Consider the following 18467-nt stretch of genomic DNA (forward strand, 5'->3'; position numbering starts at 1 on the left):
GCTGGATGACCCGAAGCGTCACGCGGTCGGGTCATATTTGCTCATTGAATGCTTCGCGGGTGCTTTTTGCCATGGAAATCGATTTATTGTTGCGGCAACTGGCCAGCCAGGAAGGCTCTGATCTTTACCTTTCTACCGGTGCGCCACCCAGCGCGCGGTTCGACGGTGTGCTCAAAGTCCTGTCTGATCAACGGTTCAAACCGGGGGAAATCGCAGCCATCGCCGAGTCCATCATGGACGCCGAACAGCGGCTGGAGTTCGATCGGGAACTGGAAATGAACCTGGCCATCTCTCTCGCCGGGGTCGGTCGTTTCCGGGTCAATATCTTTAAACAACGCAACGACGTATCGATCGTGGCGCGCAACATCAAGCTCGACATCCCGCGCTTCGAAGACCTCAACCTGCCACCGGTGCTGCTGGAAACCTTGATGCTCAAGCAGGGGCTGATGCTGTTCGTTGGCGCGACCGACTCGGGTAAATCCACGTCCCTGGCGGCCCTGATCGATTACCGCAACCGCCACAGCAGCGGCCATATCATCACCATCGAAGATCCGGTGGAGTATATCCACCGTCACAAAAAATCGATCATTAATCAGCGCGAGGTCGGCGTCGATACCCGCAGTTTTCATGCCGCGCTGAAAAATACCCTGCGCCAGGCGCCGGATGTGGTGCTGATCGGCGAGATTCGCGACCGCGAGACCATGGAACATGCCCTGACGTTTGCCGATACCGGCCATCTGGTCATCTCCACGTTGCATGCCCACAACGCCAACCAGGCGCTGGACCGCATCATCAATTTCTTTCCCCAAGAGCGCCGCGAGCAGTTGCTGCACGACCTTGGCAACAACCTCAAGGCCTTCGTTTCCCAGCGGCTGGTGCGCACCCGCGACGGCCAGCGCCGGGCAGCGGTAGAGGTAATGCTGGGCACACCGACCATTGCCGACCTGATCCGGCGCAATGAGTTTGATGAACTGAAGGGGATTATGGAAAAGTCGGTGGAACTGGGGATGCAGACATTTGACGGGGCGCTTTATAAGTTAGTCGTGGAAGGTGTTATCAGTGAGGATGAAGCATTAAAGCATGCCGATTCCGTTAACAATTTACGACTGCGGTTAAAGCTTTATGTCGACTCAACGACGACTCAACAACTGCCGCCAGGCGAATGGGGGTTGGTTGAGTAATGATTTTTTATTTAATAAGGCTTTGTGAGTGTGTTGGGTCTTTACAGTGTCAGAAACTTTAAATAAAACTTTGGCGATTGATGGTTTTTGATTTTGCATTAGAGTTCCTTCCTCGTGATTAATGCATTGGATGCTGGAAGGATTAATAATATGAAAGTCAGAAATAATTTTGATAAGTCTGCTGTGTTCGTAGCAGAGGAATATTTGTCTTGTGTGAACGCTGATACGACGGAGCGCCGCGCGTTAGTGAGTCAGCTTAAAAATTATATTAAAGGTCGGCGCGATAATGAAGTTGTTAATTGGGGGCTCTTTTTTATCACGCTGCAGATGAGGTCATCGCTTCACTATGTGCACCAGCCCGTCAGTAGATTGCTGAGTGAAATGCGTGGTTTGAAGGAGGTTAAAGCTGTATTGGACAGGGAGGAACTAGATGGCTCTGACGAGATCTATGTGACCGGCAATGGCTATATGGCGCTATTGTTGGATTCTGTCAGGCTGAATGTCACTCATCACTTCGTCTCCGATCCAGTGGTCGGCCCGCGACTACGCAACTTGATCGAGGCTGCAAAAGAGACAGGTGGAGAAGTGTGGCAGGGTGATAAGGCGAGTTGCTCACAATGGATGCGGTTTCACGGTCTGGAAGTTCCAGAAGATGTGGAGCAAACCAAGAATCTGTTGGCCTTTTTAGAATGGGAGTGGCCTAAAACTGATGAGTTTGGTAATTACTGGGCGCACCTGACCGGTGATTTCGATGAGGCCATTGTGTTGACGCCCGCTCAGTATGCGGAGATTCGCGCATTGACTGCAAAATTTGTCGCCAAAGATAAGAGCTTACTGGATACGCTGTGGGAAAATGCGCAGCCAGCGCTATCTGGGAAAGTTGATTGGGGGAATGCGAATGAGACAATAGGGCTGCTGGTACGTCATAAGTCTTTTAGGCAAATGGCAAGAAAATACCTGGATGGTTTGGGTTGGTATGGTTCGGCTGACGATGAAGACGTCACCGCGCACGATCGCGCACAAATCCTGATAACCGCCGTTATTCTCGATATCAATCCCTTTATTGGCACGGAAGAGAAACGAAATAGCGTCGGCACATATGATATTTATGAGCCGCGAGAATCTGTTGATAAGCCATTGGCTGATATTCGTCAGGGCCTGGAGCGCCATCTGGTGAGTAGCCAGCGAGTTTCCCTCGCGATGGCACCATTGGCGTCGCATTTGCTGCTGGCTTCCATGGCGCCCGGTTTTCTGGTCAAGGACCTGCCCTCCGAACTCAAAGCGGGTTCGATAGGTTGGGTGAGTTTTACTCAGGCAGTAGCGTTGGTCGAGCAAACATTCAGAGGGGTTTCTCGTTTCATGACCTATGAGCAGGTCATGAAATTCGGCAATGTGGATGCAGTCAGTTCGTCGGTCTCCCAGTTGCAAAGTGTGGTGGCTATTAAATCAATTATCGACTGGGCTTTAATCAACGAAGTCATTACGCATGAGGCCCTTGCGGTATCTGTCAAGGACGCTGCTGAAAAGGCAATGTTGGCGTATCAGGAATACGTAAAGCACTTTGTTCAGGGGGCAGAGGCATTTACTACGCCGTTGCCGAGCCGACAAAAGATCGCATTGGCGGCGCTGGAAGAGGCGGCACCCGGCTGTGATTTCCTGAAGGATCGGGTGCTCAGACACTACAGTGATAACCTGTCACATTCCTACAAAATGTCCATGCTTGATCTCCATATAGAAGGTGAGCTGGCAAGCGGAGACTGGGATTGGCGGGAGGAGGGGAGCCTTTATGAGCGCTATCCATACCTGTATGCGCTGGCGCCTAATGAACCAGTGTTCGAAGCGCAGGTGTCCGACCATCACCGTGAACTTCATAAAGCTTTGGCCACCAATATAAAAGTGGCGATGGCGCAAATGGAAAACGATGATCGCGAGATCTTCGAGAACAACGCAATCACCTTTTTCACGCTTCGTCCATCCGTTGCCGAGCGGATTCCAATGCCTGAAGGCAGTGTTGGTTACACCGGGGCAAATATTAAGAACCCCCCGCCGACGGAAAGCCAGGCCAAAAAAGACGAGGCTACCGGCCGTTATAGTGTCGTGATGTGCGCATCACACAGTAACGGCAAATTTGTCTGCTATGAAATGTTTAGCTTGCGCGCCAAGTGTCGGAAAAATATTCGGTTGGGTGAAATGATTCATGGTTCAGGGAAAATGAATATGCCCGCCAGAATCGATTTCAACGGGGGAATGACAGATCCTAAGCCACCCGTCACGCCGTTTTATCTGCCGATCGATCTGCGGAGCTATACCAATGGGACTGAGCCTCGGAACGACTACAGTAGTGAGGCGGTTATCGAGAAACTTGGCACTCTGCCGGCGCCCACATCCAGACCCAAGAAAAGACGCAACGCTTATCAACACTTCTCCAATCCGCGGATCAACGATGTTGCCCAGTTCATTGTCGTTAATCGCCCTTTAGCCTCGGTCAAGGAACTCACGGAAGCAGCGACCGAGTACACAGAGCGGGAGCAGGGTAAAGCGACGCTGGACAGGATCACGACCTATGTTGTTGATCTGGTGGTACCGTTCAAGAAATGCATTGAGGACATTGCCTCAGGAGAACGCAACAGAGTTGTAGACGGGGTATTCGGCTGCACGATGGATGCTATCGGTATTCTCTTTGCCTTCGTCGGTGTGCCGGGCAAGGTACTGAGTATTGCCGGCAGGGCCGCCTCTCTGTCGGCGAAGTTTAAAAGTTTTGCGAAGTTCGGATTGAAACTTACGTTCTCGATATTTAATCCGCTCGACGGCGTGGGCACCGGTGTTTATCGAGGCTCGAAAGCACTTTATAAAAGCGGATTGCGATTGGGGGGGCAAGGGGCTCATTTGGTTGAAACTGCGTCATTTCAGTTGCGCAGACTGACTGGCAAAGCCGATTCTGTGGCGCTGCTACGTGTTGAAAATTTTCCGCACCTTGGACAAGGTACATGGCGTCCTCGAGGTAGTTCGGTAGACATAGTGGACATTTGTGCTTTGCGTAAAAACAACGACTGGTTCGCTGTTAATCGAAACGGCAATGCTTGGGGTAAACGGCTCACCGACTTCGTCCAGTACCAGGAGTTTTCTTTCCCCGGTTTCCGTGGGCCACTACCTGCGAGCTACAGTCGCCAGATTATTCAGCAAAGCTTGCCAATAGCGAGTCGTAAAATTGACGACGCAATCTCGGTGTTGTCTACGCCGGCGCTCAATAATGAAACCAATCTTGCAATCGGCCTGCTTCTGGGCAGCACGCCTCAGTCACGTGACGACTTGTTCTTCTTTTTGAGACTGATCAAAACAGACTTTAACGGCTTTTCCATCAGTAATTTTATTTTGGACGGCGCGAAGGATAATACGAACCTCGTCGAGGTAAATCCTCTCCAGTACGACTTATGGAAAAAGTCTGTCAGTACGGGGGCGGCCGATCATCAGTTTTTGACCATTAACACCCAAAACCTGGTTGATCGTTTCAGCTCGACAGGTTCCAGCTACGGTGCGGTTGCTGATGATCTGATTCATGAAGTCTTCCGTGCCGGGCCTAAAAAAATCGACGTGGTGTGCGCCAAGGCAGCAACGCAGGGCCAAGGCATGGACGTGGCTCCGCTGTTAAACCTTGCTGCCGGTCGCCTGCCACTGGCTGCCAATGAAAGGCCAGTTCGTTATCACAATAGCCAAAAAGCACTTGCAAACGCGGACTCTTTTGCGTTGATAACAGCGTTACTCAGTCAAAGTAAAACTGACAAAGCCGGGTATCTGAAAAACATCGGCATCATGAGCGCAGCCATTAACGGCAGTGCAGGCCGCCCCATTGACACTGAAGTGCTGGTGAATCTGAATACCGATTAAAGTTGCTCTCGATGCCGCAGATCGTCCTGCGGCATCGGCGGTCATTGCCCATTCTGACGAGCTCAATCTTTCAACTCTGGTCGATCTCGGAACTGCTCAAGCGCTTCGGGGTTGGCCAGGGCATCGGTGTTTTTCACCGCCTGCCCATGCACCACATTCCTCACCGCCAACTCCACCACCTTGCCGCTGATCGTGCGCGGAATTTCCGTCACGCTCAGGATCTTCGCTGGCACATGCCGCGGCGTAGTGTTGGCGCGGATGACCTGGCGTATCTGCTGTTGCAGGGTTTCATCCAGAGTGACGCCATCCTTGAGGCGCACAAACAGCACCACCCGCACGTCATCCTGCCATTGTTGACCAATCGCCACGCTGTCCAGCACCTGTGGCACTTTTTCCACCTGACGGTAAATCTCTGCGGTGCCGATGCGCACGCCGCCGGGGTTGAGCACGGCGTCGGAGCGGCCGTGTATCATCATCGCGCCGTGGTGCAGTTGTTCGGCGTAGTCGCCCTGGGCCCAGACGCCGGGGAACAGGCTGAAATAGGATTTGCGCAGCTTTTCTCCGTCCGGGTCATGCCACAGCCCGACGGGCATCGCCGGGAAGTGTCGGGTACACACCAGCTCGCCTTTTTCGCCGATCACCGGTCGGCCTTCGTCATTCCACACCTCGACCGCCATGCCCAGGCTCTTGCCCATGATCTCGCCCCGGCGGACCGGTGACAGCGGATTGCCATTGACGAAGCACGAGACGATATCGGTGCCACCGGACATCGAAGCCAGGCACACGTCTGCTTTCACATCGCGATAGACGAAGTCGTAGCTTTGCGGTGACAGCGCCGAGCCGGTGCAGAGCAAGGTTTGCAGGCTGCCAAGGTCATGGCTCTGTCGAGGTTTCAGGCCGCTGCTTTCCAGGGTCGCGAGGAACTTGGGGCTGGTGCCGAACACGTTGATGCGCTCGTCGTCGATCAGGTCGATCAAGCGTTCCGGGCCAGGGTGAAACGGCGAGCCGTCGTACAACACCACGGCGCTGCCGACGGCCAGGGCTGACACCAACCAGTTCCACATCATCCAGCCGCAGGTGGTGTAGTAGAACAAACGGCTGCCGGCACCGAGATCGCCATGCAGACCGTGTTCCTTGGCGTGCTGCAACAACACACCGCCGGTGCTGTGGATGATGCATTTGGGCACGCCGGTGGTGCCGCTGGAATAGAGGATGTACAGCGGATGGGCGAATGGCACCGGGACAAAATCCGGTTCGCCGCCGATGTCGTAAAAATCGTCCCAGAGCGTGACGTTGGCCTGGGTGTGGAATTCGTCGATGTGCGTCTGTGGCCGGGCGTAAGGCACGACGATCAACTGCTCCAAGGTGGGCAATCGTTCGAGGATTTCGTTGACCTTGGCGCGTTGGTCGATGTCCTTGCCGGCATAGCGATAACCGGCGCAGGTGATCAGCACTTTCGGCTCGATCTGGCCGAAACGGTCGATCACCCCTTGGGTGCCGAAATCCGGCGACGAACAGGACCAGATCGCCCCGAGACTGGTGGTGGCAAGCATCGCCACCAGGGTTTGCCAAGTGTTGGGCATGCACGCCGCCACCCGATCGCCGAGGCCAACACCGGCGGCTTGCAGGCTGTTCTGGAAACCAGCGACATGGCTGGCCAGTTCGGCCCAGGTCAGCTGTTCGCGCTGACCGTTTTCAGCGACCGCGACCACCGCCACCGCATCGTCGCGCCGACGCAGCAAGTGCTCGGCAAAGTTCAGGGTTGCGCCGGGGAACCACTCGGCGCTGGGCATGTGCGGGCCTTCGCGCAGCACCTCGTCGGGTTGATCGTGGAAGCGGATATCGAAGCAGTCGACAATCGCCTGCCAGAACGCCTCCCGCTGATCGATGGACCATTGGTGCAGGGCAGGGTAGTCATCGATCTTGAGGTGATGGCGCTGATTGATGAAGCGCCGAAAGGCTTCCATGCGGGTCTTGCCGATGCGCTGGGCGCTGGGTTGCCAGAGGATGTCGGACATGGTTTGCCTCTCTTCAGTCAGATCGTTCCCACGCTCCGCGTGGGCATGCAGCCCGGGACGCTCCGCGTCCCCAAAGCGGACGCAGAACGTCCATTGAGGCATTCCCACGCAGAGCGTGGGAACGATCCGGGTGGCGGGTTACTGCGCCAACCACCCACCATCAATATTCCACGCCGCGCCCCGCACCTGGCTGCCGGCCTCGCTGCACAAGAACAGCACCAGTTCACCCAGTTGCGGTGGGGTCACGAATTCCAGGGACGGCTGCTTCTCGGCCAGCAAATCATGCTGCGCCTGCTGCGGGTCGATGCCGGTGGCGGCGCGGTCATCGATCTGCTTTTGCACCAAAGGCGTCAGTACCCAGCCCGGGCAAATGGCGTTGCACGTGACCTGGGTGGTCGCGGTTTCCAGGCCGACCACCTTGGTCAAGCCGATCACTCCATGCTTGGCCGCCACATAAGCGGCTTTGCCTACCGAACCCACCTGGCCATGAACCGAGGCGATGTTGATGATCCGCCCCCAATTCTTCGCCCGCATACGCGGCAGGCACAGGCGCGTGCCGTGGAACACCGAAGACAGGTTGATCGCAATGATCGAATCCCAACGCTCCAGCGGAAAGTCTTCCACCGCCGCCACATGCTGGATCCCGGCGTTGTTCACCAGAATATCCACGCCACCGAATTCGCGCTCGGCGTAGGCAATCATCTCGGCGATTTGCTCGGGTTTACTGACGTCTGCCGGATGATGCCCGACCTTGCCGCCAAATTGCTCAACCTCGGCAATCACCTTCGAGGCGTCGCCGAACCCGTTGAGCACCACGTTGGCACCGGCCTTGGCCAGGCTGAGGGCGATGCCCAGGCCGATGCCGCTGGTGGAACCGGTGACCAGTGCGGTCTTGCCTGTAAGAGTCGTCATGAATACCTCACACAATGCCAGTGGCGTAGAAAGTGCCGATTACCACGAAGACCGCCAGGGTCTTGATGATCGTAATACAGAAAATGTCTTTGTAGGCTTCGCGGTGCGTCAGGCCGGTGACCGCGAGCAGGGTAATCACCGCGCCGTTGTGCGGCAGGGTGTCCATGCCGCCACTGGCCATCGCCGCCACTCGGTGCAGCACTTCCAGCGGTATGTTCGCGGCATGGGCTGCGGCGATGAAGTCGTTGGCCATCGCCGCCAGGGCAATGCTCATACCGCCCGATGCGGAACCGGTGATGCCGGCCAGCAGGGTCACGGTAATCGCTTCGTTGACCAGCGGGTTGGGAATGCTTTTCAGCCAGTCGGCCAGCACCAGGAAGCCTGGCAAGGAGGCGATCACCGCGCCGAAACCGTATTCCGACGCGGTGTTCATCGCTGCCAGCAATGCGCCGCTAACCGCACTTTTACTGCCTTCGGCCAGTTTGCTGCGGATCGCCTGGAAGCCGAACACCAGCACCATGATGATCCCGACCAGCAACGCCGCTTGAACCGCCCAGATCGCCGTGAGCTTGGCGATTTCGGTGGTCACCGGCGTGGTCATGCCCGGCAGCGAGAGGCTGTGGGTCTTGCCGTACCACTGCGGGATCCACTGGGTGAACAGCAGGTTCATGATGCCCACCGCCAGCAGCGGCGACAGGGCAATCCACGGATTCGGCAGCTTGATGTCGGCAGCGGTTTCCGGCTCGTTGCGCAGCTCGGTGCCATAACCTTCGCCGGCGCGCTGAGCCTTGTTGCGTTGACGCTGCAGGAACAGCATGCCGGCGCAGAACACGAAGATCGTGCCGATCAGGCCCAGCCACGGCGCCGCCCAGGCGGTGGTGTTGAAGAAGGTGCTGGGGATGATGTTCTGGATTTGCGGGGTGCCGGGCAGGGCGTCCATGGTGAAGGAAAACGCACCGAGGGCGATGGTCGCCGGGATCAGCCGTTTGGGGATATTGCTCTGGCGGAACATCTCGGCGGCAAACGGATACACCGCGAACACCACCACAAACAGCGACACGCCGCCGTAGGTCAGCAAGGCGCAGACCAGCACGATCACCAGCATCGCCTGGCGAGTGCCAAGCAAACGAATGGCCGCCGCAACGATAGAACGCGAGAAGCCCGACAGCTCAATCAGCTTGCCGAACACCGCACCGAGCAGGAACACCGGGAAATACAGTTTGATGAAGCCGACCATTTTCTCCATGAACACCCCGGTGAAGGCAGGGGCGACGGCGGAAGGGTCGGTGAGCAGTACAGCGCCGAGGGCGGCAATCGGGGCAAAGAGGATAACGCTGTAGCCACGGTAAGCAGCCAGCATCAGCAGCGCGAGGGCTGCCAAGGCAATGATCACACTCATGGGTGTGTCTCTCCTGAATTGTTATTTTTGTAAGGTGGATCTTTTGTGGGAGAGGGCTTTAGCGGGAATCGTGCCAGATAGCTAAGGTGTTGAAATATAAAGAGATATCGTTTCTTTTTGGCGGTGCTTCGGACTTTATGTCTCTGTTTTGAGATAGGGGGGGATCTGGCGGGCGCCTTCGCGGGCAAGCCTCGCTCCTACATGGGGAGGTGGCGCTCGGGGGTGACGCGTACACTTCGCACCTGTAGGAGCGAGGCTTGCCCGCGAAGAGGCCGCATCTACCAATAGAGATCCATGTCTCGTTATTGAGACTCGGCAATCCCTAACGCCACCATCTTCTTGTACAGCGTCGACCGCCCAAGCCCCAACCGCGCCGCCGCTTCAATCACCTTGCCGCCACATTGTGCGAGTGCCGATTCAATCAACTGCCGATCAAATCGCTCCCGAGCCTCACTGAACGTCTCATGGCCGACGGCTTCAATCGCCTGCGCCGCCACCCGCGTCACCGGGGTAAATGTCCCAATCGCCGCGCGGATATCCGCCACATTCAACATCAAGTCATCACTGAGCAACGCCGCGCGTTCCAGCACATTACGCAGTTCGCGGATATTCCCCGGCCAGGCGTGTTGGCCCAGCAGCTCCAGTGCTTCACGGTTCAACTCATGCTGACTGCGCAGTTCTTCCAGGATCGCTTCGCTGAGGGCCGGTATGTCGTCGAGGCGGTCACGCAACGGCGGCACCTGGATCGGCAGCACGTTGAGGCGGTAATACAGGTCGGCGCGAAACTCGCCGCGTTTGATCGCCGCTTCCAGATCCGTCGAGGTGGCGGCAATGACTCGCACATCGCTCTGGATCACTTCGTTGGAACCTACCGGTTCGAACTCTTTCTCCTGCAACACCCGCAGCAACTTGCTTTGCAGGGGCAAGGGCATGTCACCGATCTCATCGAGAAACAAGGTGCCACCCTGGGCGATCTGCAACTTGCCCACGCGTCCCTTGCGATCAGCGCCGGTAAACGCGCCGGGGGCGGTGCCGAAGAACTCGGCTTCGAGCAATGCCTCGGGAATCGCCGCACTGTTAATGCTGACAAACGCCTTATGCGCTCGGGGCGAAGCACCGTGGATCGCCTGGGCCAGCAACTCCTTGCCGGTGCCGGTTTCGCCGAGCAGCAACACCGGGGATTCAGCACTGGCACTGCGCCGGGCGCGGCGTTTGACTTCCAGGCTGGCGGCGCTGGTGCCGATGAAATGGGCGAAGTTGTACTTGGTTTGCCGCGCCCGCAGCAGCGAGCGGGTGGAGGCCAGTTCTTCCTGCATGCTCAGGTAGCGCTTGAGCATCGGCGACAGGCTGCGCAATTCGTCGAACAGCGCGAAGCCGATGGCGCCGATCACCGCGCCGGCATCGTCGTGAATCGGCAGGCGCATTACCACCAGTGGTTCCTTGGGCGTGTCCTGCATGTCCAACAGGATCGGCCGGCCGGTGCGCACCACGTCACGCAGCAGACTGCCGGGGATCACGCTTTCACAGGCCTTGCCGATCGCGACCTCCGCCGATTCCAGGCCGAAACGCCGGGCGTAGCGTTCATTCATCCAGACGATATTGGCGTCGCGGTCGACAATCACCGTGCCTTCGCTCGATTGCTCGATGATCTCGAACAAAGAGCGGATCGCCAGCAGGCGCACGCGCTGGTAGTCCTTGAGGCTTTCGGTGGTGTTCATGTCTGTCATGTCCAGAGTGTGGTTGTCTGTGAGGGCCTCTTCGCGGGCACGGCTTACCCCGGATGCGCCGCCGCCAACAGTTCCTTGGTATACGGATGCTGCGGCGACTCGAACACATCATGGCTGGCACCGCTTTCCACCACTTTGCCGTCCTTGATCACGATCATGTCATGGGCCAGCGCGCGCACCACCGACAGATCATGGCTGATGAACAGATAGGTCAGGCCGTGCTTTTTCTGCAGGTCGCGCAGCAGCGCGACCACTTGTTTCTGCACGGTGCGGTCCAGGGCTGAGGTCGGTTCGTCCAGCAGGATCAGCGCCGGCTTGAGCACCAGCGCCCGGGCGATGGCGATACGTTGCCGTTGGCCGCCGGAAAACTCATGGGGATAACGGTGACGGCTTTGCGGGTCGAGGCCGACTTCTTCCAGGGCCCGAATCACCTCGGCCTTGCATTGCTCGGCGGTCAACTGGCTATGCACTTCCAGGCCTTCGCTGATGATCTGCGCCACCGACATCCGTGGGCTCAGACTGCCAAACGGGTCCTGGAACACCACCTGCATCTTCTTGCGCCACGGCCGCAGCTGCTTTTGCGTAAGGCCGTCGAGCGCCTCGCCCTGGAAGCGAATGCTGCCTTCGGAATCGAGCAACCGCAGGATCGCCTGACCCAAAGTGGACTTGCCCGAACCGGACTCGCCAACGATACCCAAGGTCTTGCCACGCTGGACGTTCAGGCTGATGCCATCCACCGCGTGTAACCAGGTCTTGCGCTGGAACAGACCGCCGCCAAGGGCGAACTTGACCCGCAAGTCGTCCACTTCCAGCACTTTCTCGCGTTCGTCCCGGGGCAGGGCTTCGCCTTCCGGCTCGGCATTCAGCAGCACGCAGCTGTAAGGGTGCTTCGGTTCGGTGAACAGCTGCTCGCAAGGAGCCTGCTCGACGATTTCCCCGGCCTTCATCACGCACACGCGCTGGGCGATGCTGCGCACCAGATTAAGGTCATGGCTGATCAGCAGCAGTGACATGCCGAGCCGCCGTTGCAGTGATTTGAGCAGCAACAGGATCTTGCGCTGCACCGTCACATCCAGCGCGGTGGTCGGTTCGTCGGCGATCAGCAGTTCTGGCTCACAGGCCAGGGCCATGGCAATCATCACCCGTTGCCGCTGGCCGCCGGACAGTTGATGCGGATAGGCCTTGAGTCGTTCCCTGGGGTGCTTGATGCCTACCAGCTCCAGCAATTCGAGAATCCGCCCTTGCGCCGCTTTGCCGGCCAGGCCTTTGTGCACCAGCAGTGTTTCGCCAATCTGCTTTTCGATGCTGTGCAGCGGGTTCAGCGAGGTCATCGGCTCCTGGAAGATCATCGCGATCCGGTCGCCGCGCAACTTGCGCAGGACCGAGGCGTCGGCACCGACCAGTTCCTGGCCGCGATAACGAATGCTGCCGGAGGTTTGAGTACCGGTTTCCGGCAGCAATTGCAGGATCGAATGGGCTGTCACCGATTTACCGGAGCCCGACTCACCGACCAGCGCCAGGCACTCGCCGGGGCGGATATCCAGGCACAGGTTGCGCACCACCGTCTGGCCACTGAACGCCACGCTCAGGTCACGGATTTCGATCAGGTTGTCACTCATATCTAATGTCCGCTTCATGATCGAGGGTCGAAGGCATCACGCAATGCCTCGCCGATGAACACCAATAAAGAAAGAATCAGCGCCAGGGTGAAAAACGCCGTCAGGCCCAGCCACGGTGCTTGCAGGTTCTGCTTGCCCTGACCGATCAGCTCACCCAATGAGGCGCTGCCGGCCGGCATGCCGAAGCCGAGAAAGTCCAGGGCCGTGAGCGTCGAGATTGCGCCGGTCAAAATGAACGGCAGGTAACTCAAGGTCGCGTTCATCGCGTTGGGCAGGATGTGCCGCACGATCACTTTGCGGTCGGTCAGGCCCAGCGCCCGAGCCGCCTTGACGTATTCCAGGTTGCGCCCGCGCAGGAACTCGGCGCGCACCACGTCCACCAGGGCCAACCAGGAAAACAGCGCCATGATCCCCAGCAACCACCAGAAATTAGGCTCGACGAACCCCGACAGAATGATCAGCAGGTACAGCACCGGCAACCCCGACCAGACTTCCAGCAAGCGCTGGCCGAGCAAGTCGACCCAACCGCCGTAATAGCCTTGCAGCGCACCGGCGGCAATGCCGATCAGCGCACTGACAAACGTCAGCATCAAGGCAAACAGAATCGACACGCGGGCGCCGAAAATCACCCGGGCCAGCACGTCCCGCGCCTGATCGTCGGTGCCCAGCCAGTTGACCTTCGACGGTGGGCTCGGCGCCGGTTTGTTCAAATCGTAGTTGGGCGTGTCGTCGCTGAACGGAATCGGCGGAAACAGCAGCCAGCCGCCGTCCTGCTTGATCAGCTTCTGCACGTAATCGCTGCGATAGTCGGCCTGGAACGGCAGTTGCCCGCCGAATTCCTGCTCGGTATGACGCTTGAACACCGGGAAGTACAGCGAACCCTGGAAGCTGACGATCAGCGGCTTATCGTTGGCGATCAGTTCACCGCCGAGGGTCAGCAGGAACAACCCGATAAACAACCACAGCGACCACCAGCCCCGGCGGTTTTTCTTGAAGCGTTCGAAGCGACGAAGGCCCAGGGGCGAGAGCTTGAACATCAGGCGTTCCTCGCGGCGAAGTCGATACGCGGGTCGACCAGGGTGTAGCAGAGGTCCCCGACCAGTTTTATCAAGAGGCCGAACAGGGTGAAGATGAACAGCGAACCGAAGACCACCGGATAGTCCCGTGACACGGCCGCTTCGTAGCTCATGCGGCCGAGGCCATCGAGGGAGAAAATCACCTCGATCAGCAACGAGCCGGCGAAGAACACGCTGATGAAGGCCTGGGGAATCCCCGACACCACCAGCAACATCGCGTTGCGGAACACATGGCCGTACAGCACGCGACGCTCGCTCAAGCCCTTGGCGCGGGCGGTGACCACGTACTGGCGGGTGATTTCATTGAGGAAGGAGTTCTTGGTCAGGATCGTCAACGTGGCGAAGCCGCCGATCACCAGCGCAGTAACCGGCAGTACCAGGTGCCAGAAGTAATCGGCGATCTTGCCCACGGTCGACAGCGACTCGAAGTTGTCCGAGACCAGACCGCGCACCGGGAACCAGTTCAGCGACGTGCCACCGGCAAACACCACAATCAGGAACATCGCAAACAGGAACGCCGGCATCGCATAGCCGATGATGATCGCGGTGCTGCTCCAGATATCGAAGTGGCTGCCGTGATGCACCGCTTTGCGAATCCCCAGCGGGATCGACACCAGATAGGTGATCAGTGTGGCCCAGAGCCCGAGGGAAATGGTCACCGGCATTTTTTCCAGGATCAGGTCGGTCACCGTGGCGCCACGGAAGAAGCTCTTGCCAAAGTCCAGTTTCGCGTAGCTTTTGAGCATCAGCCACAGGCGTTCCGGCGCCGGCTTGTCGAAGCCGTATTGTTTTTCGATCTCTTTGATCAACTGCGGGTCGAGGCCACGACTGGCCCGGGAACTGCCGTGCATCGTCTCGCTGGAGCCACCGCCGATCGTGGCGCCGCCGATGCCTTGCAAGTGCGCGATGGCCTGTTCCACCGGACCACCGGGCGCGGCCTGGACGATCACGAAGTTGACCAGAAGAATGATCACCAGGGTCGGAATGATCAGCAGCAAACGCCGCAGTATGTAGGCCCACATCAGCGCGGCCCTCCGGATTTGCCGCGCTTGATCAATTCGGCGGTCATCTGTTCGTTGGTCAAGGGCGTGGAGCTCACTTCCCACCAACTCTCGATGGCTTCGTCATTGCTCGCCTGCACGCTCGGAATGCCGAAGCGATTCCACCAAACGGTGGAGCTGCCGGGCGGGTAATAGTTGGGAATCCAGTAGTAGTTCCATTGCAGCACCCGGTCCAGGGCATGGGCGTAGCGCAGCATGTCGGCCTGGGTGTTGGCGCGGATCAGGCCGCTGATCAGCGTATCGACCGCCGGGTTCTTCAGCGCCATGTAATTGTTGGCGCCGGGATCGTTGGCCGAGGCCGAACCAAAGTAGTTGACCAGTTCGCCGCCGGGGGAGGTGGTGACCGGATAGCCGGTGATGACCATGTCGTAATCCCTGGACATCAGGCGGTTAACGTATTGGGACGAGTCGATGCGGCGAATGTTGAGGTCGATACCGATCTGTTTCAACGTGCGCTTATAAGGCAGCAGCAACCGATCGATGCCGTTCTGGCTGGTGAGGAAGGTGAAGCTCAGCGGCTCGCCCTGGGCATTCACCAGTTGATCGCCATCGGGTTTCCAGCCGGCCTGTTCGAGCAGCTCCAGGGCTTGCAATTGTTTGTCGCGGATCACGCCGCTGCCATCGGTCTTCGGCGCTTGGAAGACCTGGGTAAACACTTCATCGGGAATCTGCCCGCGCAACGGTTCGAGAATCGCCAGCTCCGCCGCATCGGGAAGCTTGCGCGCAGCCAGGTCGGTGTTGGAAAAGAAGCTCTGCTGGCGGATGTACAAGTCGCGCATCATCTGCCGGTTGCTCCACTCGAAATCCCAGAGCATGGCCAGGGCCTGGCGCACACGGCGGTCCTGGAATATCGGATTTTGCAGATTGAAGACGAACCCCTGGGCTGTTTGCGGTGCGTCAGTGGCCAAGTGGGCCTTGCGCAGGCGGCCGTCGCTCAGGGCCGGACTTTCGTAGCCGATTGAATAACCGGTGGCGGAGAACTCGCGGTTGTAGTCGTAGGCGCCGCCGCGCAGCACCTGGCGAGCGACGTCGGTATCGCCGAAGTACTCGATGCTGAAATGGTCGAAATTATAGAGGCCGCGGCTGACTGGCAGGTCCTTGCCCCACCAGTCGGCGTTGCGCTCGAAGGTAATGCTGCGTCCGGAGTCGACCTTGCCGACCCGATACGGGCCGCTGCCCAGTGGTGGTTCGTAACCGCCGCCGCTGGCGAAGTCGCGGGTTTTCCACCAATGCTCGGGGAATACCGGCAGGGTCGCGATGTCCAGGGGCAGGGTGCGGTTCTCGTTGCTTTTGAAGTCGAACCGAATGGTCAGCGGCGACTCGACTTCAGTGCCTTTGACGTCGGCAAACTGAGTGCGATAGCGCAGGCTGCCCTGGGTCATCAGCAGATCGAAGGTGTAGCGCACGTCTTCGGCGGTAATCGGAGTGCCATCGGCGAAGCGCGCCTTGGGGTTCAGATAGAAGCGCAGGGACAGACCGTCCTCGGAGCGCTCCATCTTCTGCGCCACCAGGCCATAAACCGTATAAGGCTCGTCCAGCGAACGCTGGGCCAGGGGGGAGTAGAGCAGGCCATCGATCTGGTTCACGCCGATGCCCTTGTCGATGTAGGGCAGGATGTGGTCGAAATGACCGATTTCCATGGCTGAGCGACGCATCGTGCCGCCCTTGGGGGCTTGCGGGTTGGTGTAGGCGAAATGACTGAAGCTCGCGGGATATTTCGCCGGTTCGCCATACACGGTCAACGCGTGTTGCGGTGCTGCATTCACACCAGCGCCACTTAGCAGCAGGGCCACGGCAGTGAATATCAAAGTGGGGAAAGCCAGTCGCATTGTCAGCCTTAGAGCCGGGTGATCGATAAGCACAATTTGTACGCTAGCGGCGCGTCCCTCGCCAGTCGAAACACGTAACCAAAACACAACGGCCCACCAAAAGGCGGGCCGTTGTGCAGAAAACTCAGGCGTCAGATCAGTCCTGGCGGCTGGTCACTTCCAGCAGGTGGTACCCGAACTGGGTTTTGACCGGGCCTTGCACCACGTTGATCGGTGCGCTGAAAACCACGGTGTCGAATTCCTTGACCATCTGGCCTGGACCGAACGAACCCAGATCACCGCCCTGGCGGCTGGACGGGCAAGTGGAGTTAGCCTTGGCAACTTCGGCGAAATCAGCGCCGCCTTCAATCTGGGCCTTGAGTTCGTTGCACTTGGCTTCGCTGGCAACAAGGATGTGACGGGCAGTGGCTTTAGCCATGGGAAAATTCTCCATTCAATGTTCAGTAAAGTGCTGAGCCTACCGGATTCAGTGGCCTATTTCTTCTCAAAGTTCCATCTGAAACCGGTCGGGCATGGGGACATTTATATAAGTGAAGGGTTTACAGGCCAGCATGTCTCAAGCGCTCGGCGTGCTGTACATACAACTCGATCGGGTTGACACCTTTGCGACCCCGTCCGGCTGTCTGACCGAGACTGTCCATGTGATCCATTGGATAGTCGGAGCGGATCACTTTACCCAGGTGAGAACTGTATCGCCCGACCAGCCCGTCGTTTTGCCCGGCCTCGGTGATGAAATACTCGGAAAACGCCCGGCAAAAAGCGTGTGCCGGGTCGAAACCGCTGAGCCCTTCATCAAGGATGGTCCCTTGCAGGGTGCCGCTCCAGGAGTAATAGCGCACACCATTGACCAGCTCTCGACCCTTGCCGCCCCAGGTTTTCGGCAGCCCCTGAGGGTACTTGTCGTTGAAGGCGCCAACGCCCTCGGTGGTCAGCGCGTTAAGCGCGGCGATTGCGTTTTGTGGCAACTGCTGGTTGCCGCTCAACAACGACAGGAAGTCAGCGAACGAGGTCGCGACTTTTCTGGCTACATGCTCCGGCAAGCGTCCGGGCGTAAGGGCCTTGCGCAAAAAATCCGCCAATTCCGATCCATGATTCGGGCCGCTGACGGACGTCACTGACGCTACCCATTGCGGCGCGACAGCGGCCGCGTAACGTGCGGCGAGTGCGCCCTGGCTGTGGCCGATCAGATTGACCTGGCTTGCGCCGGTTCCTTCCAGGACCCGTTCAATCTGTGCCAATAGCTGGTCGCCGCGCACTTCGTTGCTATGGGTAGCCGACAGGTGCGGTACGAAGACCCTGGCGCCATAGCTTCTCAATGCCTGCTTGACGTCATGGAACAGTTCGAACCTGCCGATGCGGTCGAAACCGAAGAGGCCGTGTACCAGAAGGATTGGATGCTGAGTTGTTGCATTCCGTTGCATGTTCGTACCTTTTTCGCGGAAGTTCGTAGAGGTGACCCGGACGCCACTCTAAAACACTCCCGCCGCCAGGCGATGTCTGAAAAATCCGCTGTGCTTGAAGGAAAGCGGTATAGGAAAAGTATGAAAATTCGGAACAGGACGAAGTCTACGTCGGAACATTTCGACATCTTTTTAAGCGGTCAAGAGAGATTCTCAACAGTGGCCTACCCAGTGATCGGCATTTGTCCCGGTCATCTGAAGCAATTACCTGACATCGCCGCGCACAGCGATGGGCTTAAATAGGCTTCGTTCGACGCCGACCTGCGGGCCGGTACGTATGTCCAAGGACTGGAGTAAATG

The 18467-nt window shown here is 58.2% G+C and carries 12 protein-coding genes; 2 read left to right on the forward strand and 10 right to left on the reverse strand.

What is annotated here, in order from left to right; genetic code table 11:
* Positions 1 to 71 precede the first annotated feature (71 nt).
* Together HKK52_RS02630 and HKK52_RS02635 are read left to right on the forward strand one after the other, a co-directional pair.
* A complete protein-coding gene (locus tag HKK52_RS02630) occupies positions 72 to 1181 on the forward strand; it encodes a PilT/PilU family type 4a pilus ATPase (RefSeq protein ID WP_169369211.1) in 1110 nt (369 codons plus the stop codon).
* A gap of 150 nt (positions 1182 to 1331) precedes the next feature.
* Positions 1332 to 5066, forward strand: coding sequence for a hypothetical protein (locus HKK52_RS02635; RefSeq protein WP_169369213.1), 3735 nt, complete (start codon positions 1332 to 1334; stop codon positions 5064 to 5066).
* A gap of 62 nt (positions 5067 to 5128) precedes the next feature.
* On the opposite strand, the gene HKK52_RS02640 is transcribed toward HKK52_RS02635, so the two are convergent.
* The 10 genes from HKK52_RS02640 to HKK52_RS02685 all read right to left on the reverse strand — a co-directional run bounded on the left by HKK52_RS02640 (position 5129) and on the right by HKK52_RS02685 (position 18128).
* On the reverse strand, positions 5129 to 7084 hold the full coding sequence (locus HKK52_RS02640; protein ID WP_169369215.1) for an acetoacetate--CoA ligase: 1956 nt from the start codon (positions 7082 to 7084) through the stop codon (positions 5129 to 5131).
* Between the two features lie 138 nt (positions 7085 to 7222).
* Positions 7223 to 7996 (reverse strand): 3-hydroxybutyrate dehydrogenase, encoded by a 774-nt coding sequence (gene hbdH, locus HKK52_RS02645; RefSeq protein WP_169369217.1) that lies wholly within the window; start codon positions 7994 to 7996, stop codon positions 7223 to 7225.
* A gap of 7 nt (positions 7997 to 8003) precedes the next feature.
* Positions 8004 to 9395: a GntP family permease gene (locus HKK52_RS02650; protein ID WP_169369219.1), complete on the reverse strand. Its 1392-nt coding sequence runs from the start codon at positions 9393 to 9395 to the stop codon at positions 8004 to 8006.
* A gap of 302 nt (positions 9396 to 9697) precedes the next feature.
* The gene (locus HKK52_RS02655; RefSeq protein WP_169369221.1) at positions 9698 to 11113 is read right to left on the reverse strand and encodes a sigma-54 interaction domain-containing protein; all 1416 of its coding nucleotides are present in this window, start codon (positions 11111 to 11113) and stop codon (positions 9698 to 9700) included.
* Between the two features lie 53 nt (positions 11114 to 11166).
* A complete protein-coding gene (locus tag HKK52_RS02660) occupies positions 11167 to 12741 on the reverse strand; it encodes an ABC transporter ATP-binding protein (protein ID WP_169369223.1) in 1575 nt (524 codons plus the stop codon).
* Between the two features lie 14 nt (positions 12742 to 12755).
* A complete protein-coding gene (locus HKK52_RS02665) occupies positions 12756 to 13778 on the reverse strand; it encodes an ABC transporter permease (RefSeq protein WP_169369225.1) in 1023 nt (340 codons plus the stop codon).
* Positions 13778 to 14839: a microcin C ABC transporter permease YejB gene (locus HKK52_RS02670; RefSeq protein WP_169369227.1), complete on the reverse strand. Its 1062-nt coding sequence runs from the start codon at positions 14837 to 14839 to the stop codon at positions 13778 to 13780. The genes HKK52_RS02665 and HKK52_RS02670 overlap by 1 nt, the downstream gene beginning before the upstream one ends.
* Entirely contained in the window at positions 14839 to 16707 is a 1869-nt protein-coding gene (locus tag HKK52_RS02675; RefSeq protein ID WP_169369229.1) for an extracellular solute-binding protein, read from the reverse strand. The genes HKK52_RS02670 and HKK52_RS02675 overlap by 1 nt, the downstream gene beginning before the upstream one ends.
* 136 nt (positions 16708 to 16843) lie before the next feature.
* A complete protein-coding gene (locus tag HKK52_RS02680) occupies positions 16844 to 17125 on the reverse strand; it encodes a peptidylprolyl isomerase (RefSeq protein WP_008150918.1) in 282 nt (93 codons plus the stop codon).
* Between the two features lie 121 nt (positions 17126 to 17246).
* Positions 17247 to 18128 carry an esterase/lipase family protein gene (locus HKK52_RS02685; RefSeq protein WP_169369231.1) on the reverse strand — a complete coding sequence of 294 codons (882 nt, stop codon included), beginning with the start codon at positions 18126 to 18128 and terminating at the stop codon, positions 17247 to 17249.
* Positions 18129 to 18467 lie beyond the last annotated feature (339 nt).

This window comes from Pseudomonas sp. ADAK2, from assembly GCF_012935755.1.
Taxonomy (GTDB): Bacteria; Pseudomonadota; Gammaproteobacteria; order Pseudomonadales; family Pseudomonadaceae; genus Aquipseudomonas.